We start from the raw sequence: 26,118 nt of genomic DNA on the forward strand, positions 1-26,118 counted from the left end.
GTATGCTTTTTAACTCAATAGACTTTGCTGTTTTTCTTCCTATAGTTTTTATACTTTATTGGTTTGTATTAGGTAGGCATTTAAAATATCAAAATGTACTCATTGTTGTAGCTAGTTATGTCTTTTATGGCTGGTGGGATTGGCGCTTTTTGTCATTAATACTTTTTAGTACACTTGTCGATTACGCAGTAGGAATTGCATTATCTAAAAGTGAAGACACTACCAAACGGAAATTATTACTTTGGTTAAGCATCATTGTAAACCTGGGTTTTCTTGGTTTTTTTAAATATTATAATTTCTTTTTAGATAATTTTATTGAAGCCTTTTCATTTTTTGGTCGAGACATTCAACCCAACACTTTAAATATTATTTTACCTGTAGGTATTAGTTTTTATACTTTTCAGACTTTAAGCTATACTATAGATGTCTATAAGCGACAGTTAGAACCTACTAAGAATTTTATATCCTTTGCTGCGTTTGTCAGTTTCTTTCCGCAATTAGTTGCAGGTCCAATTGAGCGAGCATCAAATTTGTTGCCACAGTTCTATGTTAAAAGACATTTTGATTACAACAAAGCTGTAGATGGTTTGCGACAGATATTATGGGGTTTGTTTAAAAAAGTAGTAATTGCAGACAATTGTGCCTACTTTGCTAATGTGATTTTTGATGGCTATGAAACTTATTCAGCGAGTACATTAGTATTAGGCGCAGTGTTTTTTGCCTTTCAAATTTATGGTGATTTTTCTGGTTATTCAGACATTGCCATTGGTGTTTCTAAATTATTTGGTTTCAATTTAAAACAGAATTTTGCAACACCATACTTTTCTAGGGATATGGCTGAGTTTTGGCGTCGTTGGCATATATCACTTTCCACTTGGTTTAGAGATTATTTATATATTCCGTTAGGTGGCTCTAAAGGAAGTAAAGGCAACCAAATTAGAAATGTATTTATTATTTTTATAGTTAGCGGTTTCTGGCATGGTGCTAATTGGACTTTTATTTTTTGGGGAGTATTAAACGCAGTGTATTTTTTACCCTTATTATTGAGAAATAAAAATAGGGTTCATACTAATGTAGTTGCTCAAAATAGTATGTTGCCAACTGTAAAAGAGTTATTGCAAATGCTACTTACGTTTGGTCTTACAGTTTTGGCATGGGTGTTTTTTAGAGCAGAAAATTTGCCAATGGCCTTTGATTATATTGCTAGAATAGCCGATTTATCCTTATTTACGATGCCACAAGTAAGACCAACTGATTTATTTATTTTTATTATATTATTTTTAGGAATAGAATGGGCAGGACGACGAAATTTGTATGCTATTGAAAGTTTATGGTTTAAATATCCTAAACCAATACGTTTATTTATTTATTATTCTATTGCTATGCTTATTTTTTTATTTGGAGGTAAAACTCAAGAGTTTATTTATTTTCAGTTTTAATGAAACGATTTTTATTACATACATCATTTTTTTTAGCTATCCTGTTAGCTAGTGTTTTTGTTGTTTTTGCTTCGGCAGATGGTACAACAGATGCTTATTATAAAAAAGTATCTTCTCCTAAGCAATCTTCAATGATTGTTGGTTCATCTCGTGCTAGTCAAGGTATCCAACCACATATTATTGATTCTGTATTAAGAACAACAGGATTATTTAATTATGGGTTTACAATTAATATTTCGCCTTATGGAGAGACTTATTACAATAGCATTTCTAACAAATTAAATGCAGCTTCAAAAAATGGGTTATTTATTGTTGCTGTAACACCGTGGTCTTTATCAGAATATAAATTGGGAAATAAAAAAGAAGGGAAGTATCTTGAAGACGATGACATATTAGCAAAAACATCTTTTGTGAATATGAATCCTAATATTGAATATCTTATAGAGTCATTAAATTCTAAAAATGAATCTATTATAAGAAATAAATTTAGAAAAGGAATGTATCAAACTTTCTTTGTGAACAACAATGGTTGGTTAGAAGTCACTATAGAGTCTGATATGATTACAAATAAGGCTCGAACACAGAACAAAATCGTTAGTTACAAAAAAAGAAAAACTAATTATAGCGGATTTTCGGAATACAGATGTGGCTATTTAAAGAAAACAATAGAATTATTTAAAGAACATGGGCAAGTATATCTCGTTAGAATACCTGTTGTTGATGCGATGTTGGAAATTGAAAATGAATTGGTGCCAAATTTTGATGATATAATGAATGATACTTCTAAAGAGTACGGGATTCCATATATTAATATGATGCCTTTTAATGATCAATATAATTATACAGACGGAAATCATTTAACGGTATCTTCGGGTAAAAAGTTTTCCTTAGATTTAGCAATTCAAATAAATAAATTAAAGAAATAGCCAACTGGTAAATGATAATAGGCCTTATACTATCGAATACTCCAAATTATTCAGAAACTTTTTTTATTAATAAAATAAAAGGACTGCAAGCTAGTGGAGTTGAGGTTGTATTATTTGTAGGTAAAGAAAGAGAGGGTTTTTCTCTTTGTAAGGTTTGTAAAATGCCTACCGTCTATAAAAATATTTTTTTATTCGGATTTCAGTATGTATTTGTATTATTATCCTTACTACCACATGTTAAAAACGTATGGCGTTTTTTAAAGCTTGAAAAAGCAAGTGGCAGTTCAAGTTTAAAACTTCTAAAGCTTTTATTTATAAATAGCCATATTTTAAAAGCAAAATTAGATTGGTTGCATTTTGGTTTTGCAACACAAACAATAGGAAGTGAACTGGTTGCCAAAGCTATCGAAGCAAAAATGGCAGTGAGTTTTAGAGGGTTTGATATTAATGAATATCCTAAAAAGCATAAAAACTGTTATGTAAAACTTTGGAAAAATATAGATAAGGTACATTCTATTTCTCAATATTTAGTTGATGAAGCTTATAAATTGGGATTAGATAAAAGTGTTCCTGTAGTTATAGTTAGTCCTGCTGTGGATATGAGTTTTATCAATGCTATAAAAGATAAGACTAAATCAAAGTTCCAAAAGGGGATGGTAATCTGCACTGTAGCAAGACTTAATTGGATTAAAGATTTATCTACAGCTATTAAAACGATAAGTTTACTTAAAATGAAGTATCCTCAAATTAGTTATCTTATCATTGGAGGTGGAAGCCAAAAAGAGAAAGAACAATATTTAAATTTAGTAGAAGAATTAGGATTGCAAGACCATGTGGTTTTTTACGATAAGCTATCACATGTAGAAACCATTCAAAAAATGAATGAATGCGATATTTATTTGCAAACAAGTATTAATGAAGGGTTTTGTAATGCAGTCTTAGAAGCCCAAGCATTAGGAAAGTTATGTGTGGCTACAAACGTTGGAGGTCTCAAAGAGAATATAGTAGACACTAAAACAGGATGGTTAGTAGAACCTCAAAATCCTATTGTGATTTCCGAAAAAATTATAGAGATTATAAATTTAAGTGAGCTTCAATTAGACAAAATAAAGGAACAAGCTGTAAAAAGAGTAGAAACAAAGTTTAATACAGAAATACAGATGAAATCCTTTGTGGAATTTTATAAAAACTCATAATATTGTATGGATTTAGCGGTATTCAAAATAATGCTGATTTTATTTAGAACTAATTATCTCGAAGTAGTAATTTAAACTTCCGTATTATTAATTATGAAACTGTTTTACCCAAGTCAATTATACGATAAAAATTATAGAAGAGATTTATTTCCTCTGCTCAAACCTTTTTATAAAGAGTCAGATTTTACAGATAAACAACGTATAGAATTATATGGTGTCTCCGAGAACGATTATACGTTTGTAGATAAAATTGAAGATGCAGAATTTGTGATATTAACAATGTCTTGGTTGTATTACAAATTAACAAATAAGACAGAACAAGCCATTAAATTTATAGAAGAAGCCAACCAATTAAACAAGCAGGTTATAATTTCAATTCCTAGTGATTTTGGTATAGAATTCCCTAAACATTTAAACGTCATTGTAATTAGAGAACAAGGTTATAGGTCTAAACTAAGTAACAACCATCAATGTATTCCGGTATTAATACCAGATCCATTAAAAAAGCACTATCAAACCACTCAAGTTTTTAAAAGACCATATGCTGAAAAACCAACAGTAGGATTTTGCGGCCAGGCAGATAGTAGACTGACAGAGGCTTTTAACGAACGATTTAAGATTTTTGCTCGTAATATGCTCTTTTATTTCAAAATAAGATTTAAAACACCTCATCAACTTATAGCAACAAAACATCTAAGGTCTAAACTCGTTGAACTATTGCAAGATAGCCCAAAGATTAATGCTAATTTTATTATAAGAAAAGCACATAGAGCTGGTGTAGAATTTTTAAAAACAAAAGACACACATAAATCTACTTTAGAGTTTTTTGATAATATAAAGGATTCAGATTATGTATTGTGCGCTAGAGGTGTTGGGAATTTTTCAGTCCGATTGTATGAAACTTTGGCTATGGGAAGAATTCCTGTGTTTGTAAATACTGACTGTATGTTGCCTCACGATACTTATTTTAACTGGAAAGACCATATGGTTTGGGTAGAATATAAAGATAGACATCGCATAGCAGATATAGTTGCAGAGTTTCATGCCAATCTTAATGAGGAATCATTAAATGACTTTTTTATAGGCAATAGAAAACTTTGGGAAAACAAATTAAAATTAGATTCATATTTTAAAACGTTATTTAATCATTTAAACTAAAATAATATAGTGCCTTTTAGGTTTTTAAAATACATACAGCCAACCAATTATTTTTCACTTCCTGTTGATAAGCATCATACAGTGTTTCCTATTGTTGAGACTATAAATGAATCCATAAAGTCTTTTTTAAATACAGATGAGAAATTTAAAAGTGAAAGAGCCAAAGCTTATGACTTATCATGGCAAGCTGTGCAATTAGGTTATATTGGCAATGCAAAAACGTACACTTCTTTTGAGCCATTACCATTAGAAGACGAATACCGATTTATAAAAAAATATTACAACTCTATTTGGGTGTTTTATATATTGATTTTAAGATTAATAAGTTTTAAAAATCCCATTAAAAATATTTCAGCATTTCTAAAGAGTAGAACAACAAAACGATCTAATTATCTTAATCATCCTATTGCTTATAGGGAATGGGATAATTTTGAATCTCAATTATTACGTGATAAACCTCTGGTGAGTATTATCATACCCACTTTAAATAGATATCAATATTTAAAAGATGTCTTAAAAGATTTAGAACAACAAGATTATAAAAATATTGAGGTTATTGTTATAGATCAATCATTACCTTTTAACGAAGCTTTTTTTAACGAGTTTAATCTAAAGTTAACTGTAAAATATCAAGAAGAGCGTGCACTATGGTTGGCGAGAAATACAGCCATAAAATTGAGTAAAGGAGAGTTGTTATTGTTATTTGATGACGATAGCAGAGTAGAACCTAACTGGATTACAGACCACCTTAAATGTTTAGATTTTTTTAATGCAGATATTTCATCTGGTGTTTCAATTTCCGTAGTTGGTGATAAAGTGCCTCAGCACTATTCGTTTTTTAGAAGAGCAGATCAATTAGATACAGGTAACGTTTTACTAAAAAAATCTATATTCAGGGAAATAGGTTTGTTTGATAGGCAGTTTGAAAAGCAACGCATGGGTGATGGAGAATTTGGATTAAGATCACATATCAATGGCTTTTTAAATATTTCTAATCCATATGCAAAACGATTACATCTTAAAGTAGGTTCGGGAGGTTTACGAGAAATGGGCAGTTGGGATAGTTTTAGAACTAAAAAATGGTTAGACCCAAGACCAATTCCAAGTGTTTTGTATTTATATCGAAAATATTATGGTAATTATAAATCTAAGTTGGAGTTATTAAAAACAGTACCTGCTTCAATTATGCCATACCGATTTAAAGGCAATAAGTTTTATATGGTAATTGGTGCTTTTCTATCCGTTTTTATTTTACCAATTATTTTGATTCAAGTTATAAAATCATGGAAATTAGCATCTAAGAAATTAAAGGAGGGTTCATTAATAGAATCTTTAAATTAATGAAAGTATTACAAGTTATAGATCATTTAAATGTAGGAGGTGCTGAACGTGTTTTGGTAGACCTTACAAATATTTTAAATGAAAATCAATACAATGTAACTGTCTTATGTTTATTAAAAAAAGCAAAATTAGATGAACAATTAAACAAGAATATTAATGTTATTTATTTACATCGAAAAAATAAATTCAACCCATTATACTTAATCAAACTATACATTATTTTAAGAAAGTATGACGTTATTCATATTCATTTAAGACAGGTTTTAAGATACGTGTCTTTGCTGTTTTATACAACGAGATTAAACAAGAAAAAAGTGATTATTTTTCAAGATCATTTTGGAAAAATAGATACTGAAAAAACTATTTCACCAAGTATTAAAGAAGCCATGAAGCGCTGTACAGCTTATATTGGAGTGAGCGATCAACTTACCAATTGGGCTAAGAGTAATACTATTAATTCTAATATTTTCAAATTATCTAACATTGTTAGGCAGAATAAGGTTGGTATAAATTCTAATTTATCTTCAACTCAAATACATATAGTGTCAGTAGGGAATTTTAGACCACAAAAAAATTACGAATTCTTGTGCCAACTTATAGCTCAGAGCTCAGATGAGTATAATTATACCATTTATGGACAACTCGTAGATCTCAACTATTACCACAAGATTAAAGACCTTATAAGTGATTTAAAAATTGAAGATAAGGTAACCATCATTACAGATTGCGATAATATTGTATCAGAATTACCAAAATACCATTTAGGTTTGCATTGTGCTACTTCAGAAACAGGACCTTTAGTCGCTATAGAATATTTAAGCATGCAAATTCCATTTGTAGCATATAATACAGGAGAAGTTGCTATGGATGTTGGAAAAACTTTTCCTAGTTTTATTCAAAAGGATTTTAATGTTGAAAACTGGAATACTAACATTAATACGATTTTAGAGCATAGAGCAGATTTTGTAAAGGAGCTAAAATCATTCTTTACAAAAAAGTATTCTGAAGATGCTTACTTAGAAAATTGCATATCTATATATCAAAAACTAATAGCCAAACAATAAAATTGAAGTTAACTATAATATCACATACAGAGCATTATAAATTACCAGATGGTACAATTGTTGGTTGGGGACCAACGCTTACTGAGATTAATTATTTGGCAGAAATTTTTGATGAAATATACCATATTGCTATGCTTCACGATTGTGAAGCGCCTAAAAGTTCTCTTCCATATACCAGTGACAGAATAACATTTGTGCCTTTAAAACCTTCGGGTGGACACGGTGTTTTGGAAAAATTAAAGGTATTGTTTTCTGCTCCTAGTGTTATTAGAACAGTTAATAAAACACTGGCAAAATCAGATTGCTTTCAGCTTAGAGCTCCTACTGGTATCGGAGTATTTTTAATTCCGTATTTAACTCTGTTTTCAAAAAAGAAAGGTTGGTTTAAGTATGCCGGAAATTGGAAACAAGACCCAGCACCTTTAGGTTACGCAGCGCAACGTTATATGCTTAAAAAGCAAAAACGAGTGGTAACTATTAATGGTTCTTGGGATGATCAGCAAGTACATTGTTTAAGTTTTGAAAATCCATGCCTTATTGATACAGATATTATAGAAGGTGTAAATGTTGTTTCAAAAAAAGAAAAGACTGAGCTTATTAATTTTTGTTATGTAGGACGGTTAGAAAAGCAAAAAGGAGTAGAGCGCATTATAAATGCATTTAACCAATTGCCAGAAAATTTGCTTGCTAAGGTGGGAAAAATTCATTTGGTAGGTAATGGCAGTGATGTTGATTATTTTAAAAAATTGAGTTTAAAGAAAAACATAGATTTTGTGTTTCATGGGTTTTTGTCAACGAAAGATGTTTTTAATATCTATAAAGCATCTCATTTTTTCTTAATGCCAACAACAGCTTCAGAAGGCTTTCCAAAAGTTATTGCAGAAGCTATGAATTTTGGCTGTCTTCCAATGGTGTCCTCAATTTCTTCTATTAGTCAGTATGTAAAAGATGGACATAATGGCTTTTTGTTAGATCCTGTAACAGAAGAAAATGTTATTTCGGTCATCCAAAAAGGAATAAATTTAACTAATGAAGATTATAAAACTATGATGAGTAATAATGCTGAATTGGTTAAAAAATTCACGTATCATTATTATGTAAATAGAATCAAAAAAATCATCACAAATTAGTAAATCTGAGGCACCAAGTACACTATTTCAGAATGTTACATTTTTATAATTATTTAGAATTAAGATGTAATCTGTATTTTTTATATATATTTAGCACACATTAATTAATCACCTATAACTCATTGAGATTGAGAAAAATTTCCTGGATATTAAAAAGACATTCCCTCTTGTATTCTACAAGATTTAGATTGCTTTCGCGGAATTCTTCAAAATCAGAAGTGGCTTCAGAGACTTATAATTCTTATAATAAACCTAAAGATATTCCGGAGTATTATTTTGAGGTAAATAAAGAAATATTTAAAGACGTTAATATTACTACGGATTTAGAAAAAGCCATGCATCTTGCAAGTTGGTTAAGAAAAAGTATTAAAGGTGGTCCAGGTTTAAGTTTGGCTTCAGATGTAGCTTTAAAAACCATGCTAGAAGGGAAAGGTGGTGTTTGCAGTGATATTTCTCAAGTGTATAATAATTTTTGTGTTATAAATGACCTTCTCGTTAGAGAATGGGGAATTACAACAATTCCTTTCGATAAAAAATATGGTGGTCATGCTACAAATGAAATCTTTTCCAAAGAGCTTAACAAATGGGTTTTAATTGATGTTTCAAAATGTATATTGTTTCATAGAAGTAACAGTGATAAGCCATTATCGGTTTTAGAAGTATTTCAATCGAAAGAACATTTAGCTTATGATCCATTTTTAAAAGAAATAAAAGACGATAAACAAATTAAGATTTATTATTTCGGAGCATCGGCAACTCCTTTCTTAATTAGTAAATATAAAAATAAGGTTTATGATAAGTTCTTAACTAAAAACTCATCTAAATTACCAGTTTTTATAGTTCATTTTCTGGTTTATTTAACGGGTAATAGCTATCATTATAAATTTCCTTTAAATGATTACCGAAATATGTTTAAATCTGTCATATCTTAGACACTTCCAACAAATAAGTGATAACTTATATTGAAATCTACTCAGAATTATATTGTTTTAACCTTAGTCCATGCATTATTAGGCTTTGTTATATTTTCATTTAAACCTTTTTCAAAGTTTTATTTTGGCATTGCGCTGGTTTATTTTATAGGAAGCATAATTGTTGCTCATAACGATAAAAAAACATTAGTAGTTTTAAAAGCCTGTGCTTATTTTGTTGGTGCCGAGGTACTTTTTAGAATGACAAGAGGTGGTATAGCTTATGAATCTTCTAAATATTTAGTGATCCTTTTTATGTTGATGGGAATGTTTTTTAAAGGAGTTTCGGGTAGAGGTTACCCTTATTTTATGTATTTAATTTTATTAATACCTTCTATTTTTGTGGCTTCTTTGGATTTGCGATTTGATGCTAATTTTAGAACAGATTTAGCTTTTGTATTAAGTGGTCCTGTATGTTTAGGGTTAGCATCTCTTTTTTTATTTGATAGAAAAGTAAGTTATAAGGAGGTTTTTGAGATGTTATTTTTTATGACATTACCTATAGTTACAACAACATTTTATTTGTTATTCTTTAATCCTAGTATAAAAGATACTATAGCAAATACGTCTTCAAATTTTGCGGCTTCTGGTGGCTTTGGTCCCAACCAAGTCTCTACAGTTTTAGGACTTGGTATTTTTGGATTTACTGTTAGACTACTGTTAAAATCTCCTACTTTAGGTCTTAAAATTTTTAATTCTATTTTTCTAATTCTAATTGCATATAGAGCTGTTATTACATTTAGTAGAGGTGGCGTTTTTGCCGCAATTATAACAATAACTGCATTTTTAGTGATATTGTATTCTAAAGCACTTCCTAAGTTAAAAACTAAATTATTAGGCTCTTTAGGCCTGTTATTGATAAGTTTCGTCTTAGCATGGGTAATAAGCTCTTCATCTACTATGGGTTTAATAGATAAACGTTATGCAAATGAGGATGCGCTAGGAAGAGAAAAGCAGGATCTTTCAACAGGTAGATTAGATTTAATATTAAATGAATTAGATGGGTTTATAGAAAACCCTTTCGTTGGAATAGGCGCAAGTATTACAAAATACCGTAGAGAAGGAAGATCTATTGTAACTCATAATGAGGTTAGTAGGTTGCTTTCAGAACATGGTATTATTGGTATAGTTATTCTTTTAATTTTAATATTTACACCGTTATCTTATAGGTCAAAAAACAAAAAAAATATATTTTTCTATGCCTTTTTAGCCTTTTGGTTTGCAACCATTAACCATAGTGCCATGCGATTGGCAGCTCCAGCATTTTTTTATTCCTTGTCTTTAATTAATATAAAAAATGAAAAACCTCCTATACATAGGAAACGCGCTATCCAACAGTAGTAGTACAGTAACTACTATCGAAACGTTAAGTGAGCATCTAAAGGAAGCCTTCTCGGTAAAAGTCGCCTCAGATAAGTCTAATAAGGTTTTACGTTTATTAGATATGATAAGACTGGTAATTGTTAATAGAGGTACTACTGATTTTGTGCTAATAGATACTTACAGTACAATTAATTTTTACTATGCACTTATTATTAGTCAGTTGTGTAGATTTTATAGGATTAAATATGTTACAATTCTTCATGGTGGAAATTTAGAAAGCCGATTAAAGCATAGTTCTAAATTAAGTAACCTTCTGTTTAAAAATGCATATAAATTAGTAGCTCCTTCAAATTTTTTGAAATCAGTTTTTAAAAGTTATGGCTATAAGGATGTTGTATTTATTCCTAATAGTATTGAAATAGATAATTATCAGTTTCTTAATCGGAATGTTGATACTATTAATTTATTGTGGGTAAGATCTTTTTCAACTATTTATAATCCAGAACTAGCCGTTTTGGTTTTAGAAAAACTATTAGAAAAACAGTATAATGCACAGCTAACTATGATAGGTCCTGATGTAGACGGATCCTTAAAACGAGTTAAGGAATTAGCAAAATCTAAGCAGTTAAATGTAAATTTTACAGGAAAGTTATCTAAACCAGCTTGGTTAGAACTTTCTAAAAATTCTAATATTTTTATTAATACTACGGATTTAGATAATACACCAGTAAGTGTAATAGAAGCAATGGCTTTGGGCTTACCAATAGTGTCTACTAATGTTGGTGGTTTACCCTTTTTAATTACAGATAACGTTAATGGTTTACTTGTAGAACCTAAAAATGCAGATGCGATGGTTGATGCTATTATTCTATTGAAATCAAAAGAAGATATGAGAAAGAAAATAGTGGTTAATGCACGCTCTATGGTAGAAGATTTCACATGGAAAGCTGTAAAACCAAAATGGGAAGCGCTTTTGTCCTAAAAAAATGTTAATAATCACTAGTACTTATTATCTTTGTTGCTGAGTTTTCTCTTACAATGGCAAAAAAACATGGTATTCATTTCGAAGTTTCTGAACGCAAGATTCTACTGAGAATTTTGGATTTGGTTATGGTATACTTAGGTGTATATTGCTTGAGTCTTTATTTTGACTTTGAATATATTGTTGTAAGTACAGAGAATAGTGTAGCGTTAATTCTATTAGGTGTTTATGTCTCTATTTTTGCTACCATCTTTGAGTTATACGATTTACAAAAGGCAAGTAGACTAGATACCACCTTTAAAAATATTGTAATAACGGCCTCAACGGTAGTCATATTTTATTTGTTAACACCTGTTTTGTCACCATTCTTGCCGATAGAGCGTATGCAAATTGTTTATCTCTATTTAACTATTGTTGTATCTATACTTTTATGGCGACTCGTTTATATAAATTTAATTGAATCTCCTCGTTTCTATAAGCGCGTTTTGTTAGTTGGAGAAGTCTCTAATATTGAGAGTATAGTTAATGCTTTAGATGCTTCTGATCCTAATTATAAAATCATTGGTTTTATTAATAGTGAAATCTCTAATTCAGAATCAGTAAAATTTAAAGGTTTAAAAGAATTTGCATCAACTGATTTTTTGCAAATTATTGACAGAGAAAAAATATCTGAAATTCTAGTCGCAAGTTTCAATACGGAAGCTATCACTGCAGAAGTGTATCACGATTTAATGTTGCTGTTGGAACGTGGTTTTAAAATAAGGGATTATACACAAGTTTATGAAGAACTGCTATCAAAAGTGCCTATTCAGTTTGTAGGTAAGGATTTTTATAAGTATTTCCCTTTTAGTCGTAGTAATGAGAATAAGTTATATATCTTTTTTCATCGTGCCTTCGATGTTACATTCTCTATATTAGGTTTAATGGTTGGTGTTTTATTATTACCAATTATTTTGTTAGGAAATTTAATAGGCAACAAAGGTCCTTTATTTTATTTTCAAGAACGTGTTGGTAAAAACAGCAAATGTTTTAATATTATTAAATTAAGAACAATGGTTGTTAATGCCGAAAAAGATGGTGTTAAATGGGCTAAGAAAAATGATAATAGAATTACGAGATTTGGTATGTTTTTACGCCGATCTCGTTTAGATGAAATTCCACAATTTATTAATGTTTTAAAAGGTGACATGAGTATTATAGGACCAAGACCAGAGCGTCCTTTTTTTGTAAATGAATTATCTCGAATCATACCTTTCTATCAAACACGTCATATCATAAAACCAGGACTAACAGGTTGGGCTCAAGTAAGTACAAGATATGGTGCTTCTATAGACGAAAGTCTTACTAAACTTCAATATGATTTGTATTATATTAAACACAGAAGTATATTTTTAGACTTTAGTATTACCCTAAAAACACTTAGTACAATTCTGTACTACAGAGGTCAATAAATTGTTTTGATCTTAATTAGCTTTATTAAAGTACTTTGCTAAAAATAGATATCTTATTAATACCGAAATGAGTAAGGGTATTAAGCCAATGGCAAATACTTGCACACCACTTATCCAATGAAAAGTCATTAGGACTAACATAATTATTAAAAACTTAAGGTAACGCTTAACCCAGTTTTTAACTTGTGGTTTTAATATTTGAGCAATTACAAGAATATTAAACGGAAATGCCCATAACAAGTTATAATTTTGAGCTGTTGCAGTGTGATCTGTAGCAAACCATAAGAATAGAATCAAAATGCCAACAACACTTGTGATTCCAAATATTACCGCATCTAACCATTTGCTTCTTGTGTTGTTTTTATAATCTTTATAGGTTAAAAACAAAATGCCAAGACCTAATAATCCCATTATTACTAATGGACTGAATAATAGGTTATAAGAAAAATTTGTTTCTTTTTTCTCATAAAGCGTAGAAGAACGCTTAACTAAACGCTCTGTGCCATTTAGCGTTGCGTTCTCAAAAAAAGTATGAATGTATTTTGGTAAAAACTGCTGCTCATTTACAGTTGCTTCTCTGTCAATAACAGAGCCTAGTGCTATATCTATCCCAAAACTACCCCAAGTATTTAAACCCACATGCTCATGTATCAGAGTTCTAAAGGTTTTAACTTCAAAATTTTCAGGTAAAACAAAATCAATCTTACGGTCTGTAGCTTTTAGTGTTACATCTCTAATTTTTGTAGCACAATTATCATAGAAAAAATCGTATAAATAACGTCTATTTTCTGGTTTGTAATTGTTTTCTAAAAAGTTGAAGAGTTTCTGTTTTTCTTGTGCCGTAAAATTTAAAACTTGTTCGTTTATAGTTCTATTATAGTAAGTATAATGATAGTTGAAATCAGAAAAATTATCTCTGCTTATGAGATAGTTTAATTTTCCTTGAGCAAATTTTAAATAAAAATTTGGTGCATTAAAATCGTAAGCTCCATAACCGTAAACGACGTCTATACCTAAGCTAGTATCTTTTACTCTGAATCCATTATGGCCAAAAGCATCATTTAAAGATTCACCTGGTCCAATGGTTAAAACAGATATTTCAGCTTTAGGTGATAGTTGAATTTGTTGGGCAAATCCAAAAAATAGACTGAAAGCAAAAGCAATAAAGGTAAGTTTCAACTTCATAACAAAGATTATCTAAAGACGCTAAAATCTATTTTTAAAGAGAATACATTCGAGTATAACGCAGCACTTTGGTCTCCGATATCAGTAAAAGCATAATCAATTTGAATCCCTTTATATTTAAAACCGACACCAAAATTAGGTTGAAAAGACAATTGCTCTGAATCATCTGGCTGAATTTCATTTTGAAAGTTACCAACACCAGCTCTTAAAAAAACTAAATCGGTATAACCAAATTCAAAGCCCAAAGCAGGATCAATACTGGCAAAAGACGTAGAAATTATATCATTATTTTCAGCGAAACGCATATTTAAATTAGCTGCGGCTAATAAAGAATAATCATAACGAATTATCCATTTTTTAGACATACCTATTTGTAACTTTGGGATGGTTATTTCGGTTGTTTCTGGTAATTCTTGGTTTTGCCCTTCAACGGCACTTCTTATTTCTTCATATTTATCTTCGTCTATAGACCATGCGTTGTAAGTCGTTGTAATATCTCGAGCCATTAAACCAAATTTCCAATCGTTTTTACTTTCAAATTGAATTCCAGCATCAAGTCCAAAACCCCAAGATGACGCAAAATCTCCGATTATACGTCGTATAATTTTGGCATTAATGCCATAATTTAAACCATCTAAAGGTAATTTTCGAGCATAAGAAAAGGTTAAGCCGTAATCTGCAGTAGAGAAAGTGCTTATTCTATCGTAATTAATATTGCCTTGATCATCTATTAGCTGTGTGGTATCTAAAATATCATCAACACCAAACCTAATTAATGAAATACCTAAAGCACTTTTATCGTCTAAAGGCATGCCATACGCTAAGTAATTGTAATTGGCAATATTTGCAAAATAACTAGAATGCATTAAAGCGAGTTGGTTATCTTCAAGGTGTACTAAGCCAGCAGGATTCCAATATCCAGAATTTACATCGGAAGTTTGAGACACAACAGCATTACTCATACCTAATGCGGCTGCATCTACACCAATATTCATAAATTCGTTAGAATATTTTCGAGTAGATTGCGCAGAAGTAATAAGCGTACTAAGTGTTAAGAGAATTACATAGTAATTTTTCAACAGCAATATTTTTTTTACAAAGATGCACATTATTTTTCTATCTATTTAACTGTATAATAATGTACTTATTGTTTTCTTTTGTTGCAATTTGAAAAAATAATAATAATAGACACAAATACTTTTATATTTTTACAAAAACTAAGGTTATGAGTTTAAAACGACACATTCCAAATATAGTAACACTTCTGAATTTGTTTTCGGGTTGTATTGCTTTAGTATTTGCAGTTAATGGCAATTATGTTGCAGCAGCATTTTTTGTGTTTTTAGGGATATTTTTTGATTTTTTCGATGGGCTTTTGGCCCGGAAACTAAATGTACAAAGTCCGTTAGGTATTCAGTTAGACTCATTGGCTGATTTGGTGACTAGTGGAGTAGTACCTGGTGTTATAATGTTTAAGCTTATTTCTGAAGCCACAGATGCTGCAGATTTTAGTTATGCAGATAGTTGGACGACTGGTTTAGATTTACAAATATTAAACATACCGGTATTACCTTTAATAGGTTTATTTATTGCGTTAGCATCAGCTTATCGTTTAGCGAAATTTAATTTAGATGAAGATCAACAAAGCTACTTTAAAGGTCTTCCTGTTCCTGCAAATACCTTAGTCATATTATCGTTACCATTAATATTAGAATATCAGAACAATGATTTAATAAATGCTATAATAATTAATAAATGGTTCTTAATTGGTTTAACATTATTAAGTTGCTATTTATTAAATTCTAATATAAAATTGTTTGCTTTAAAGTTTAAAAATTGGGGATTTCAAGATAATGCAGTACGTTATATCTTTTTAATTTTAAGTGTGGTGCTTTTAATTGTGTTACATTTTGCTGCGATTCCACTCATAATAGGTTTATACATTATCCTTTCTTTATTGACGAGATCTAAAATTCATTAATTCGATATTTTTTCGTTTTTTAATATTCAATTTATATAATACAACTACAATTTATGGCTTCAGGATTTTTTGCTCTACTTGATGATATAGCAGTTTTAATGGATGATGTTGCTGCAATGACAAAGATTACTACTAAAAAAACGGCAGGTATTTTAGGAGATGATTTAGCTGTTAATGCCGAAAAAGCATCGGGTTTTTTATCATCTCGCGAAATCCCTGTGTTATGGGCAATTACCAAAGGTTCCTTTTTAAATAAGTTGATTATTCTGCCTTTAGCGTTTTTGATGAGCGCTTTTTTACCATGGTCGGTGATTGTAGTATTGGTTCTTGGTGGCTTATACCTAGCATATGAAGGTGCCGAAAAAATATATGAAGTTTTTGTGCCTCATAAAAAAACAGAAACAGTTGATCTTAAAAAAGATTATACAGAAGAAGAACTATTAGACTTAGAAAAAACAAAGATTAAATCTGCGATTGTTACAGATTTTATTCTATCAGTAGAAATTGTAATTATTGCTTTGGGCTCAGTGGTTAATGAGCCACTAACAACTCAAATCATTGTGGTTTCTATAGTAGCTTTAATTGCTACAGTTGGTGTTTATGGTATTGTAGCGATGATTGTTAGAATGGATGATCTGGGTTTAAAATTAATTAGTAAGAGCAATGGCAGTAAAGGTGTTTTGTTTGCAATCGGAACATTTTTAGTTTGGGCATTACCAAAACTCATAAAAAGTTTATCTGTTATAGGTACTATTGCCTTAATATTGGTTGCTGGTGGAATTTTTGTTCATAATATTGAATATTTCCATCATTTCTTAGAACAAATTCCTGCAATTATAAGAGACTTTATAGTAGGATTAGCAGTTGGTGCTGTTTGTTTAATTGTAGTTAAAGCATTTAAAATGATTTTTTTTAGAAAAAGTTTGAATCATTAAAAATTATAAGCGTTAATTTGTAAAATAACTTGTAGAATTTAGAATTGGTTAATAGCAGAGCCTCAGTTATCTAATATTAATTATTAGATAGCATTAAATCAAAGCGAGTAAAAAATGAAAAAATTTAAACTTAAAGAGTTACTAAAAGTATTTTTATTTCTAATGGTAATTCAGTTTATTATTGGTGTAGCAGAAATTTTGTTATCCCAAGCACAAAGCGAATTGTCTTCAATAACATCTATATTAGTTAGAATCTGTAGTTATCCTATGAGTTTAATTGATAGTGATTTACCATTCTTTGTCTCAGAAAACTTATTTATGATTGGCTTGTATTGGATGATAAATTTAATGATTCAATCAGTAATTCTGTATTTAATTTTGGTTGTAATTAATAAGATTAGAGAGAAGTAAGCAGATTAAAACTCTAATTTCTTCTTACGAAGTTCAAAATTCTGACCTAAATAAACCTTACGTACCATCTCATCACTAGCTAGTTCTTCTGGTTTACCAGCTTTAAGTATATTACCTTCAAACATTAAATAAGTTCTGTCTGTAATTGCTAAGGTTTCTTGTACGTTATGGTCGGTAATTAATATGCCAATATTCTTTTTGGTTAATTTAGCGATAATACGCTGAATATCTTCTACAGCAACAGGATCGACTCCTGCAAAAGGTTCATCTAAGAGAATAAAGCTAGGGTCAGTTGCTAAGGCACGAGCAATTTCTGTTCGTCTTCGCTCACCTCCAGACAGTAAATCACCTCTACTAGTTCTTATATGACCTAATCCAAATTCCTCTATTAATGATTCCATTTTATGGTGTTGCTCTTTCTTACTTAATTTAGTAAGTTGTAAAACACTTAAAATATTATCTTCAATACTTAATTTTCTAAATACAGAGGCTTCTTGAGCTAAATAGCCAATACCATTTTGAGCACGTTTATACATTGGGTATTTTGTAATGTTGGTGTCATCTAAAAAGATGTTTCCTCCATTAGGTTTAATAATACCAACAATCATGTAAAAAGAAGTTGTTTTACCCGCTCCATTAGGGCCTAATAATCCAACAATTTCACCTTGATTAACTTCTAGTGAAACATCTTTTACTACTTTTCGTCCGTTGTAGGACTTCATTAAATGTTCTGCTCGTAACTTCATATATGGTCTAAGAACGCTAAAATTAATAAAATCATATCTATTCAGTTGGCTTTCGTAATCATTTATTAAAAGTTTAACCTTGTAAATGTTTACTCCAATAATGGTTTAAGCACGTTTTTCTTTTCTTTTCTGATTTCTAACCACAGCTGCAGAAATGTAAATACTTACTTGATATAATATTAATATAGGTATAGCTACAATAACTTGGCTTGCAATATCTGGAGGTGTAATAACTGCAGATAATACTAAGACTATTACTAAAGCGAATTTTCTATACTTCTTTAAAATTTGAGGTGTTACCAATCCTACTTTAGTTAAAAAGTAGATAATTATTGGTAGTTCAAAAACAAAACCAGATGCTAAAGCAGAAGAACGCACTAATGCTATAACTGAGCTAATATCAAACTCATTAGAAATTTCGTCGCTAATCTGATAATTAGCTAAGAAATTTATAGATAATGGAGTGACAATATAATACCCAAAAAGGACACCTAAAAAGAATAATAAAGAAGCGACTACAATAAAACCTCTAGAGTTTTTACGCTCACTAGGTTTTAATCCTGGACTAATAAAACTCCACAATTGATAAAGTACATAGGGAAAAGAGACTATAAAGCCAGCATAGATAGACGTCCAAATATGTGCCGAAAACTGACCAGCAAAAGTTCTACTCTGAATGATAAAAGGAAATTCTGTCGCACAAAACGTAGTGTCTGTCATTCCAAAAAATCGAGATACTTTACAAAGTCCTTCATAAGTTGGGAAGTTCATGTGAGTTGGCCCAAAAATGATATCAAAAATAAATTTCTTAAAAATGAAAGCTAAAATCGCTGCGATTGCAATACTAATTGTAGCTCTAACTAAATGCCATCTTAATTCTTCGAGATGATCTAAAAAAGACATCTCATCAATATGTTTTTTCGCCATTATATAATGCCTTCTTTTATTAAATCATGGAGATGAACAACTCCTGCATACTCTCCGTTGTGTTCTACTAATAATTGAGAAATACCAAATTGCTCCATCAGCTCTTTTGCATCAACAGCCATAGCATCTTCGGCAATGCGTCTAGGGTTGTTGCTCATAATATCTTTGGCTTTTAAATTGGTAATAGTATCACTTTTGCTCAACATACGCCTTAAATCACCATCTGTTATAATTCCAACAATTTTGTCGTTTTCTACAACAGCAGTTACACCAAGCATCTTTTCAGTAATTTCTACAATAACTTCTTTTAAAGACGTTTCTAAACCAACTTGTGGTTTTTGGTTTTGCGAAGATAAATCGTTTACTCTTAAGTATAGACGTTTACCAAGTGCACCACCAGGATGATATTTAGCAAAATCTTTACTCGAAAACCCACGTAATTCTAATAAGCAAACTGCTAAAGCATCTCCCATTACCAACTGAGCAGTTGTACTCGTTGTTGGTGCTAAATTATTTGGACAAGCTTCTTGAGCTACGTATGCATTCAAAATATAATCTGCTTGCAAACCTAAAAACGACTCTTTATTGCCAGTAATTGCAATCATTTTGTTGTTGGCGTTCTTAATAAGTGGTACTAAAACTTTAATTTCTGGTGTGTTTCCGCTCTTAGAAATGCAGATCACAACATCATCTTCTAGCATTAATCCAAGATCTCCATGAATAGCATCTGCTGCATGCATAAAAACCGCAGGAGTACCTGTAGAATTAAGGGTTGCAACGATTTTGTTAGCTATAATAGCGCTCTTGCCAATACCTGTTATAATTACACGACCTTTGGATTTATAAATCAACTCCACAGCGTCTGCAAAATCTTCAGTTAGTAAATCTGATAAATTATTTATAGCTTTACTTTCTAATTGTATCGTAGTTTTCGCTGTTTTTAAGATAGATTGCTTTGTGTTCAAAACTTATTATTTATTGAGTTTCTTAGATATAAAGAATTTGTTATCTTTAAAGTTGTTGCAAATGTATATAAAATACCAATAGGGATTAATGAGTATTGCAGAAATTGACTTACACTCCGCATTAAAAAAGCATTTTGGATTTTCACAATTCAAGGGGCTTCAAGAAGAAGTAATAAAGAACGTCGTAGCTGGTAATAACACTTTTGTTATTATGCCAACTGGTGGTGGTAAATCTTTATGTTATCAGCTACCAGCTTTAATTGCTGAAGGTACTGCTATTGTAGTATCTCCACTTATTGCTCTGATGAAAAATCAGGTTGATGCCATAAGAGCAGTATCTGAGCATGAAGGTGTTGCCCATGTTTTAAATTCATCTTTAAATAAAACAGAGGTTGCTCGTGTTAAAGATGATATCACTAGTGGGATTACAAAATTATTATATGTAGCACCAGAATCGTTAACGAAAGAAGAGTATGTAGACTTTCTAAGAACAGTTAAAATTTCATTCATGGCTGTTGATGAAGCCCATTGTATCAGTGAATGGGGACACGATTTTAGACCAGAATACAGAAATTTAAAAACGATAATTAAACGTATTGGAGATGATATTCCTATTGTTGGTCTTACAGCAACGGCAACTCCAAAAGTGCAAGAAGATATTTTAAAAAGTTTAGGAATGCCTAATGCGGTTACTTTTAAAGACTCATTTAACAGGCCTAATCTTTATTATGAAGTACGACCAAAAACCAAAACTGTTGATGCAGATATTATTCGTTTTGTAAAACAGAACGAAGGAAAATCTGGAATTATATATTGTTTAAGTAGAAAGCGAGTTGAAGAATTAGCGCAAGTACTTCAAGTTAATGGTGTAAAGGCCGTTCCTTATCATGCTGGTCTCGATGCTAAAACTAGAGTGAAGCATCAAGATATGTTTTTAATGGAAGATACAGATGTTGTGGTTGCTACTATTGCATTTGGGATGGGAATTGATAAACCAGATGTACGGTTTGTTATTCACCATGACATTCCTAAAAGTATAGAAAGTTATTATCAAGAAACTGGTAGAGCAGGTAGAGATGGAGGCGAAGGTCATTGTTTGGCTTACTATGCTTATAAAGATATTGAGAAACTAGAAAAATTTATGGCAGGTAAGCCTGTCGCAGAGCAAGAAATTGGTCATGCACTATTACAAGAGGTTGTTGCTTTTGCAGAAACTTCGGTATCTAGACGTAAGTTTATACTGCATTATTTTGGTGAAGAATTTGATAATGAAACAGGCGAAGGAGGAAATATGGATGATAATGTGCGCCATCCTAAAAAGCAAGTTGAAGCTAAAGACGATGTTCGTATTTTATTAGATACTGTAAAGAAAACCAACGAAAAATATAAAGCAAAGGATTTAGTGCAAGTACTTGTAGGTAATCCTAATGCACTTATTTCTTCTCATAAAACAGATTTACAAGAATTTTTTGGTGTTGGTAAAGCTAAAGATCCTAGATATTGGATGGCACTAATTCGCCAAGTGATTGTGGCGCGCTATCTAAAGAAAGATATAGAAACATACGGAGTTTTAAGACTAAGTAAAAGTGGACTAGATTTTATAAAGCAACCAGAATCCTTCATGATGGCAGAAGACCATGTGTATGATATAGATTCAAATGACAGCATTATCACCAATTCAAAAGGAGGTGGAGCCGTAGCAGATGAAAAATTAATGGGTATGCTTAAAGATTTACGTAAGCGTAATGCCAAAAAATTAGGAGTGCCACCATTTGTTATTTTTCAAGATCCTTCACTAGAGGATATGGCATTAAAATATCCTATTACTATAGAGGAATTATCTAATGTACACGGAGTAGGAGATAGTAAAGCTAAAAAATATGGTAAAGATTTTGTAGGATTAATTGCTGATTATGTTGAGGAAAATGATATTCTGAGACCAGATGATATGGTGGTGAAATCAACAGGAACAAACTCTGCTATTAAATTGTATATCATACAAAATGTAGATAGAAAATTACCGTTAACTGATATTGCTTCTTCTAAAGGGATGGAAATGAAAGCCTTTATTAAAGAAATGGAATCGATTGTATTTTCTGGCACTAAATTGAATATTAATTATTGGATAGATGACCTTTTAGACGAAGATCAACAAGAAGAAATTCATGATTATTTTATGGAATCTGAAAGTGATAAGATTGACGATGCTATTGAAGAATTTGATGGTGACTATGATGATGAAGAGCTGCGCTTATACCGAATTAAATTTATGAGTGAAGTGGCGAATTAATATTCGGTTTTAAGAAAACACTAAAATAAAAGCTATTTTAATTTTATCAATTAGAGTCAGTTCATTGAATACATATTCAGGAAACTGACTCTAATTGATTTTTTATATTTATTCTTCCTCGTCAGAAATCTCAACAACGACATTTTTAGTAAACAAAATATCGTGCTTTTTAACTTGGATTTGAATACTTCTAAGTGAAGCATCTTCCAACCTCTTTACATCACTCTCTTCAATCTGAAAATCAATTTTAGTAACGTTTCTTCCTTTAATAGGTGAACTTTCAGATTCAAATTCTGGCATGTCAGATTCTAACTGAAGGTTAAAATCATCTCCAATGAATGAAAGTTTTGCTCCAGTTTTGGACTTTACAGATAATTGACCAACAATAACAGTTTGAAAAAAGAAATATCCGCCTAATTCATTTAATCCTGCAAATAGCACATTATTTTCTGCAACACCAAAGGGATTGTTTTCTACATCATTTATTATAGCTTCAACAGAATCATTAGATTTCGATTTTGTTTCAGAAGTTTTGTTACCAAAGAGTTTAGATAAAAATGCCATGTATATTTTTTTTTCAAAACTAAATAAAATAACATGAAACTGAAATCAAATTTGAACTTGAATTTATTTCGATTTCAATTTCAGATTCAATTTCAAGTTAACTTTCTTATCTTTGCATCCTTAAACAAAAGAAAACACAATGCAAGACGGTTTATACGCAAAATTCAACACTTCAAAAGGTGAGATATTAGTAAATTTAGAATTCGAAAAAGCTCCAGGAACAGTAGGTAACTTTGTAGCATTAGCGGAAGGAAATTTAGAAAACTCTGTTAAGCCTCAAGGAACTCCTTATTATGATGGCTTAAAATTTCATAGAGTAATTCCAGATTTCATGATTCAAGGTGGTTGTCCACAAGGAACAGGAACAGGTAATCCAGGTTATAAATTTGATGATGAGTTTCATCCAGATTTAAGACACAGTGGTCCTGGTGTATTAGCTATGGCAAATTCTGGACCAGGAACTAATGGTAGTCAATTTTATATTACACATATTGCAACAGATTGGTTAGATAATAAACACACTGTTTTTGGTAATGTTGTTGAAGGACAGGATATTGTAGATGCTATTGCGCAAGGAGATACTATTGAGAGTATTGAAATTGTAAGACAAGGTGACGCTGCGGAAAAATTTAATGCTATTGAAGCATTTAGAACATTTGAAGGTTCTAGAGAAAAACGCATCGCAGCAGAACGCGAAGCAGCAAGAGCTGAGTTAGATAAACTGGCAGGAGGTTTTGAAGAAACTAAGTCTGGGTTACGTTACCAAATTATTCAAAAAGGTGAGGGTAAAAAGGCTGAAAAAGGAAATATGGTGTCTGTACATTACAAAGGTCAATTGGCTGATGGAACTGTTTTTGATTCTTCATACAAAAGAAATTCTCCTTTAGATTTTCAAGTAGGTGTTGGTCAGGTAATTTCTGGTTGGGATGAAGGCATTTGTCTTTTAAACGTAGGTGATAAAGCACGTTTTGTGATCCCTAGCGATTTAGGATATGGTTCTGCTGGTGCAGGAGGTGTAATTCCACCAAACGCAACATTGGTATTTGATGTAGAATTAATGGATGTTAAGGGATAATATTTAGCATTTTACAGTAACAAAATAGAAAAAAAATCGTCTCACTTATAGTGAGACTTTTTTTTGCTTATAACCCAACCAAACACTTTATTCATCATGAAATTAAAGATACTTTTTTTATTAGTTACAGTATTTTTTGTAGTTTTTAATTGCTCTAACCCTATAGAATATTCAGAAGCATTTAAAAAAGAAACTTCAGGTAATTACCTTTACAACCAAGATGACTTAATTGAAGTTTATTATGAAAATAACCAATTAATGCTTAATTGGAGAGGAGGAAAGATAGCGCCTGTAGTTATAGATACTAACGAGTTTTTTGTAGCAGACATGTATAAGAAGTTTCATTTTGTACAGCACCCAGAAACTAAACAACGCTATTTATCTGCAATATCAGAAGAAGATGAGGAACATATTACTTATGATTATTTAAAAGCTCCTAAAGGCTATAAAACACCTAGTTTACATCTAAAAGAAGGGAATTACGAAAAAGCACTTGCAGGTTATTTAGAAATCAAAAAGCAAGATTCTACAAGTAGTTTTATAAGAGAAAGAAGCTTTAATAGTATGGGGTATAAACATATAAGAAAACATGAATTTGACAAAGCTATAGGAGTTTTAAAACTTAATGCAGGTTTACATCCTAACAGTGCTAATGTATACGATAGTTTAGCTGAAGCTTATTTGTTAAATGGAGACAGTTTAAATGCCTATAATAACTATAAAAAAACATTAGAGATCTTTCCAAGTAATAAAAGAGCTCAAGAATTTATTGTTAATTATACAGCTAAATCCTCAAAATAAAAGCTCGAATATTAGAGATTTAGCAATTATTAGAAATTACTCTAATTATTTGGTATTAAATGATTTATATTTTTTTTCCTTTGAAAGAAATTTCATAATAAAATAGAAGTGATTAGTGTAAAGGAAACCAAGTTGTATGATGAAGTTATTAAAGAGATAAACTACAATTTTGGAGATGTTTTTGTTTTTGATGGCTTTATAATTTCGGAGGTAAAAGAAGGTATTAGTTTTTCTTGGCAAAACCACGCCAAAAGTATTACTGATGATGTCTTTGAATTTACAAAAACAAAAGGAGATGAATTAATACTTATATCTCATAGAATTCATTCGTATTCGGTTGTACCCACAGATTGGCTTAAGTTTTTTGGAAAAAGCTTTAATCTAAAAGGTTATGGTGTTGTGTCAAATAATAATTTGAGCTTAGTAAATATAGTAGTCGAAAATTTATTTTTTAAAAAGAGAATTAGGCGTTTTTCTTCAATTGAAGCGGCAGTGCAATGGGCAAAGAATTACGAACTGGTTGAATCTGAGGATTAAAGCTTTTAATTCACTTGATTAAAATAAGAAATTAAAAATCTACATGAATTATTTAAGATTTTGATATTTTAAATATTTTATGATTACTTTGTTAATACATTACCCAAACAAAACTATGCACAGCGCTAGATATAAAGATCTATATAAGGAAGTATTAAAGGAATTTAATTACAGATTCGGGAATGTTTTTGTTTTTGAAGGATTCATTATTTCAGAAATTAATGAAGGTGTTAGTTTTTCGTGGGAGGAACATGCTCAGCGTATTGTTAGGGATGTTACTGATTTTACTCACTGCGATGGTGGTAATTTAGTATATCTCTCTCACAGAATTCATTCTTATTCTTTAGTGCCGAATGATTGGCTTAAATTTTTTAGAAATAGTTTTGAACTAAAAGGTTATGGCGTTATTGGCTACAATAAACTAAGTTTTGTAAATACGGTTATAGAGAATTTATTCTTCAAGAAAAAAATAAGACGATTCACCACCCTTGAAGCCGCTGTAGATTGGGCAAAAAGCTTTGATGTTGTTGAGGTTAAAAGCTGATGTATTATTTTTCTATCTAAAATATTATCTATTTCCTGCAGTAATCTAACCGTTTCAAATAATGCCTCAATTAATTTTGGATAGTGTAAGTTGTCTTTTAAGCTTTAGATTCTAAATTTCTAGATTATATAAAAGTAGTTTTAACAGTCATTGGTTTGATTTTTTTTAATTTTATA

The 26,118-nt window shown here is 30.7% G+C and carries 25 protein-coding genes; 19 read left to right on the top strand and 6 right to left on the bottom strand.

Features of this window, described 5'->3' with window-relative positions; translation table 11 throughout:
- Positions 1-2: 2 nt before the first annotated feature.
- From DFQ10_RS17915 to DFQ10_RS17965, 11 genes are all read left to right on the top strand, one after another.
- Complete coding sequence (locus DFQ10_RS17915) at positions 3-1,439, top strand: MBOAT family O-acyltransferase (RefSeq protein ID WP_115818827.1); 1,437 nt, start codon at positions 3-5, stop codon at positions 1,437-1,439.
- Positions 1,439-2,365, top strand: coding sequence for a hypothetical protein (locus DFQ10_RS17920; RefSeq protein WP_115818828.1), 927 nt, complete (start codon positions 1,439-1,441; stop codon positions 2,363-2,365). Before DFQ10_RS17915 ends, DFQ10_RS17920 begins: the two co-directional genes overlap by 1 nt.
- Positions 2,366-2,376: 11 nt before the next feature.
- A complete protein-coding gene (locus tag DFQ10_RS17925) occupies positions 2,377-3,561 on the top strand; it encodes a glycosyltransferase family 4 protein (RefSeq protein ID WP_115818829.1) in 1,185 nt (394 codons plus the stop codon).
- 93 nt (positions 3,562-3,654) lie between these two features.
- On the top strand, positions 3,655-4,719 hold the full coding sequence (locus tag DFQ10_RS17930) for an exostosin domain-containing protein (protein ID WP_115818830.1): 1,065 nt from the start codon (positions 3,655-3,657) through the stop codon (positions 4,717-4,719).
- A 9-nt stretch (positions 4,720-4,728) separates the two neighbouring features.
- Complete coding sequence (locus DFQ10_RS17935; RefSeq protein ID WP_115818831.1) at positions 4,729-6,060, top strand: glycosyltransferase family 2 protein; 1,332 nt, start codon at positions 4,729-4,731, stop codon at positions 6,058-6,060.
- Complete coding sequence (locus DFQ10_RS17940; RefSeq protein WP_115818832.1) at positions 6,060-7,124, top strand: glycosyltransferase; 1,065 nt, start codon at positions 6,060-6,062, stop codon at positions 7,122-7,124. Before DFQ10_RS17935 ends, DFQ10_RS17940 begins: the two co-directional genes overlap by 1 nt.
- Positions 7,125-7,126: 2 nt before the next feature.
- Positions 7,127-8,254, top strand: a complete 1,128-nt coding sequence (locus tag DFQ10_RS17945) for a glycosyltransferase (protein WP_115818862.1) — start codon at positions 7,127-7,129, stop codon at positions 8,252-8,254.
- A 167-nt stretch (positions 8,255-8,421) separates the two neighbouring features.
- Positions 8,422-9,186 carry a transglutaminase-like domain-containing protein gene (locus tag DFQ10_RS17950; RefSeq protein WP_220352512.1) on the top strand — a complete coding sequence of 255 codons (765 nt, stop codon included), beginning with the start codon at positions 8,422-8,424 and terminating at the stop codon, positions 9,184-9,186.
- A gap of 30 nt (positions 9,187-9,216) precedes the next feature.
- Positions 9,217-10,566 carry an O-antigen ligase family protein gene (locus DFQ10_RS17955; protein ID WP_245940772.1) on the top strand — a complete coding sequence of 450 codons (1,350 nt, stop codon included), beginning with the start codon at positions 9,217-9,219 and terminating at the stop codon, positions 10,564-10,566.
- Complete coding sequence (locus tag DFQ10_RS17960; RefSeq protein ID WP_115818834.1) at positions 10,523-11,530, top strand: glycosyltransferase family 4 protein; 1,008 nt, start codon at positions 10,523-10,525, stop codon at positions 11,528-11,530. The genes DFQ10_RS17955 and DFQ10_RS17960 overlap by 44 nt, the downstream gene beginning before the upstream one ends.
- Positions 11,531-11,586: 56 nt before the next feature.
- Entirely contained in the window at positions 11,587-12,981 is a 1,395-nt protein-coding gene (locus DFQ10_RS17965) for an exopolysaccharide biosynthesis polyprenyl glycosylphosphotransferase (RefSeq protein WP_115818835.1), read from the top strand.
- Positions 12,982-12,993: 12 nt separating this feature from the next.
- Here DFQ10_RS17965 and DFQ10_RS17970 read toward each other — a convergent pair whose 3' ends face one another.
- Together DFQ10_RS17970 and DFQ10_RS17975 are read right to left on the bottom strand one after the other, a co-directional pair.
- A complete protein-coding gene (locus DFQ10_RS17970; protein ID WP_115818836.1) occupies positions 12,994-14,166 on the bottom strand; it encodes a lipoprotein N-acyltransferase Lnb domain-containing protein in 1,173 nt (390 codons plus the stop codon).
- Positions 14,167-14,174: 8 nt separating this feature from the next.
- Positions 14,175-15,245, bottom strand: a complete 1,071-nt coding sequence (locus tag DFQ10_RS17975) for a putative type IX sorting system protein PorV2 (protein WP_115818837.1) — start codon at positions 15,243-15,245, stop codon at positions 14,175-14,177.
- Between the two features lie 146 nt (positions 15,246-15,391).
- On the opposite strand from DFQ10_RS17975, the gene DFQ10_RS17980 reads away from it, so the two are divergent.
- The 3 genes from DFQ10_RS17980 to DFQ10_RS17990 all read left to right on the top strand — a co-directional run bounded on the left by DFQ10_RS17980 (position 15,392) and on the right by DFQ10_RS17990 (position 17,493).
- Positions 15,392-16,147: a CDP-alcohol phosphatidyltransferase family protein gene (locus DFQ10_RS17980; protein WP_115818838.1), complete on the top strand. Its 756-nt coding sequence runs from the start codon at positions 15,392-15,394 to the stop codon at positions 16,145-16,147.
- A 53-nt stretch (positions 16,148-16,200) separates the two neighbouring features.
- Positions 16,201-17,082: a DUF808 domain-containing protein gene (locus tag DFQ10_RS17985; protein ID WP_115818839.1), complete on the top strand. Its 882-nt coding sequence runs from the start codon at positions 16,201-16,203 to the stop codon at positions 17,080-17,082.
- Between the two features lie 114 nt (positions 17,083-17,196).
- Positions 17,197-17,493 carry a hypothetical protein gene (locus tag DFQ10_RS17990; protein ID WP_115818840.1) on the top strand — a complete coding sequence of 99 codons (297 nt, stop codon included), beginning with the start codon at positions 17,197-17,199 and terminating at the stop codon, positions 17,491-17,493.
- 5 nt (positions 17,494-17,498) lie between these two features.
- Here the strand turns inward: DFQ10_RS17990 and lptB are convergent, their stop codons facing one another.
- The 3 genes from lptB to DFQ10_RS18005 all read right to left on the bottom strand — a co-directional run bounded on the left by lptB (position 17,499) and on the right by DFQ10_RS18005 (position 20,131).
- On the bottom strand, positions 17,499-18,239 hold the full coding sequence (lptB, locus tag DFQ10_RS17995; RefSeq protein WP_115818841.1) for an LPS export ABC transporter ATP-binding protein: 741 nt from the start codon (positions 18,237-18,239) through the stop codon (positions 17,499-17,501).
- 105 nt (positions 18,240-18,344) lie between these two features.
- Positions 18,345-19,166, bottom strand: coding sequence for a twin-arginine translocase subunit TatC (gene tatC, locus DFQ10_RS18000; protein WP_115818842.1), 822 nt, complete (start codon positions 19,164-19,166; stop codon positions 18,345-18,347).
- A complete protein-coding gene (locus DFQ10_RS18005) occupies positions 19,166-20,131 on the bottom strand; it encodes a KpsF/GutQ family sugar-phosphate isomerase (RefSeq protein ID WP_115818843.1) in 966 nt (321 codons plus the stop codon). Before DFQ10_RS18005 ends, tatC begins: the two co-directional genes overlap by 1 nt.
- Positions 20,132-20,219: 88 nt before the next feature.
- Here DFQ10_RS18005 and DFQ10_RS18010 point away from each other — a divergent pair, with 88 nt between their 5' ends.
- Positions 20,220-22,421, top strand: a complete 2,202-nt coding sequence (locus DFQ10_RS18010) for a RecQ family ATP-dependent DNA helicase (RefSeq protein ID WP_115818844.1) — start codon at positions 20,220-20,222, stop codon at positions 22,419-22,421.
- A gap of 108 nt (positions 22,422-22,529) precedes the next feature.
- Here the strand turns inward: DFQ10_RS18010 and DFQ10_RS18015 are convergent, their stop codons facing one another.
- Positions 22,530-22,985 (bottom strand): hypothetical protein, encoded by a 456-nt coding sequence (locus DFQ10_RS18015; RefSeq protein WP_115818845.1) that lies wholly within the window; start codon positions 22,983-22,985, stop codon positions 22,530-22,532.
- Positions 22,986-23,124: 139 nt separating this feature from the next.
- Between DFQ10_RS18015 and DFQ10_RS18020 the strand changes: the two genes are divergently transcribed.
- The 4 genes from DFQ10_RS18020 to DFQ10_RS18035 all read left to right on the top strand — a co-directional run bounded on the left by DFQ10_RS18020 (position 23,125) and on the right by DFQ10_RS18035 (position 25,942).
- A complete protein-coding gene (locus DFQ10_RS18020) occupies positions 23,125-24,060 on the top strand; it encodes a peptidylprolyl isomerase (protein ID WP_115818846.1) in 936 nt (311 codons plus the stop codon).
- Positions 24,061-24,156: 96 nt separating this feature from the next.
- Positions 24,157-24,861 carry a tetratricopeptide repeat protein gene (locus tag DFQ10_RS18025; protein ID WP_115818847.1) on the top strand — a complete coding sequence of 235 codons (705 nt, stop codon included), beginning with the start codon at positions 24,157-24,159 and terminating at the stop codon, positions 24,859-24,861.
- A gap of 108 nt (positions 24,862-24,969) precedes the next feature.
- A complete protein-coding gene (locus DFQ10_RS18030) occupies positions 24,970-25,398 on the top strand; it encodes a hypothetical protein (protein ID WP_115818848.1) in 429 nt (142 codons plus the stop codon).
- A 115-nt stretch (positions 25,399-25,513) separates the two neighbouring features.
- Entirely contained in the window at positions 25,514-25,942 is a 429-nt protein-coding gene (locus tag DFQ10_RS18035) for a hypothetical protein (protein ID WP_115818849.1), read from the top strand.
- Positions 25,943-26,118 lie beyond the last annotated feature (176 nt).

This window comes from Winogradskyella eximia (genome assembly GCF_003386165.1).
GTDB lineage: Bacteria > Bacteroidota > Bacteroidia > Flavobacteriales > Flavobacteriaceae > Winogradskyella > Winogradskyella eximia.

What these genes read in the sequence shown, in the direction of transcription:
- DFQ10_RS17915 (WP_115818827.1), top strand. Translation starts at nt 3, where the DNA reads ATGCTTTTTAACTCAATAGACTTTGCTGTTTTTCTTCCTATAGTTTTT.
- DFQ10_RS17920 (WP_115818828.1), top strand. Translation starts at nt 1,439, where the DNA reads ATGAAACGATTTTTATTACATACATCATTTTTTTTAGCTATCCTGTTA.
- DFQ10_RS17925 (WP_115818829.1), top strand. Translation starts at nt 2,377, where the DNA reads ATGATAATAGGCCTTATACTATCGAATACTCCAAATTATTCAGAAACT.
- DFQ10_RS17930 (WP_115818830.1), top strand. Translation starts at nt 3,655, where the DNA reads ATGAAACTGTTTTACCCAAGTCAATTATACGATAAAAATTATAGAAGA.
- DFQ10_RS17940 (WP_115818832.1), top strand. Translation starts at nt 6,060, where the DNA reads ATGAAAGTATTACAAGTTATAGATCATTTAAATGTAGGAGGTGCTGAA.
- DFQ10_RS17960 (WP_115818834.1), top strand. Translation starts at nt 10,523, where the DNA reads ATGAAAAACCTCCTATACATAGGAAACGCGCTATCCAACAGTAGTAGT.
- DFQ10_RS17965 (WP_115818835.1), top strand. Translation starts at nt 11,587, where the DNA reads ATGGCAAAAAAACATGGTATTCATTTCGAAGTTTCTGAACGCAAGATT.
- DFQ10_RS17970 (WP_115818836.1), bottom strand. Translation starts at nt 14,166, where the DNA reads ATGAAGTTGAAACTTACCTTTATTGCTTTTGCTTTCAGTCTATTTTTT.
- DFQ10_RS17980 (WP_115818838.1), top strand. Translation starts at nt 15,392, where the DNA reads ATGAGTTTAAAACGACACATTCCAAATATAGTAACACTTCTGAATTTG.
- DFQ10_RS17985 (WP_115818839.1), top strand. Translation starts at nt 16,201, where the DNA reads ATGGCTTCAGGATTTTTTGCTCTACTTGATGATATAGCAGTTTTAATG.
- DFQ10_RS17990 (WP_115818840.1), top strand. Translation starts at nt 17,197, where the DNA reads ATGAAAAAATTTAAACTTAAAGAGTTACTAAAAGTATTTTTATTTCTA.
- lptB (WP_115818841.1), bottom strand. Translation starts at nt 18,239, where the DNA reads ATGAAGTTACGAGCAGAACATTTAATGAAGTCCTACAACGGACGAAAA.
- tatC (WP_115818842.1), bottom strand. Translation starts at nt 19,166, where the DNA reads ATGGCGAAAAAACATATTGATGAGATGTCTTTTTTAGATCATCTCGAA.
- DFQ10_RS18010 (WP_115818844.1), top strand. Translation starts at nt 20,220, where the DNA reads ATGAGTATTGCAGAAATTGACTTACACTCCGCATTAAAAAAGCATTTT.
- DFQ10_RS18015 (WP_115818845.1), bottom strand. Translation starts at nt 22,985, where the DNA reads ATGGCATTTTTATCTAAACTCTTTGGTAACAAAACTTCTGAAACAAAA.
- DFQ10_RS18020 (WP_115818846.1), top strand. Translation starts at nt 23,125, where the DNA reads ATGCAAGACGGTTTATACGCAAAATTCAACACTTCAAAAGGTGAGATA.
- DFQ10_RS18025 (WP_115818847.1), top strand. Translation starts at nt 24,157, where the DNA reads ATGAAATTAAAGATACTTTTTTTATTAGTTACAGTATTTTTTGTAGTT.
- DFQ10_RS18035 (WP_115818849.1), top strand. Translation starts at nt 25,514, where the DNA reads ATGCACAGCGCTAGATATAAAGATCTATATAAGGAAGTATTAAAGGAA.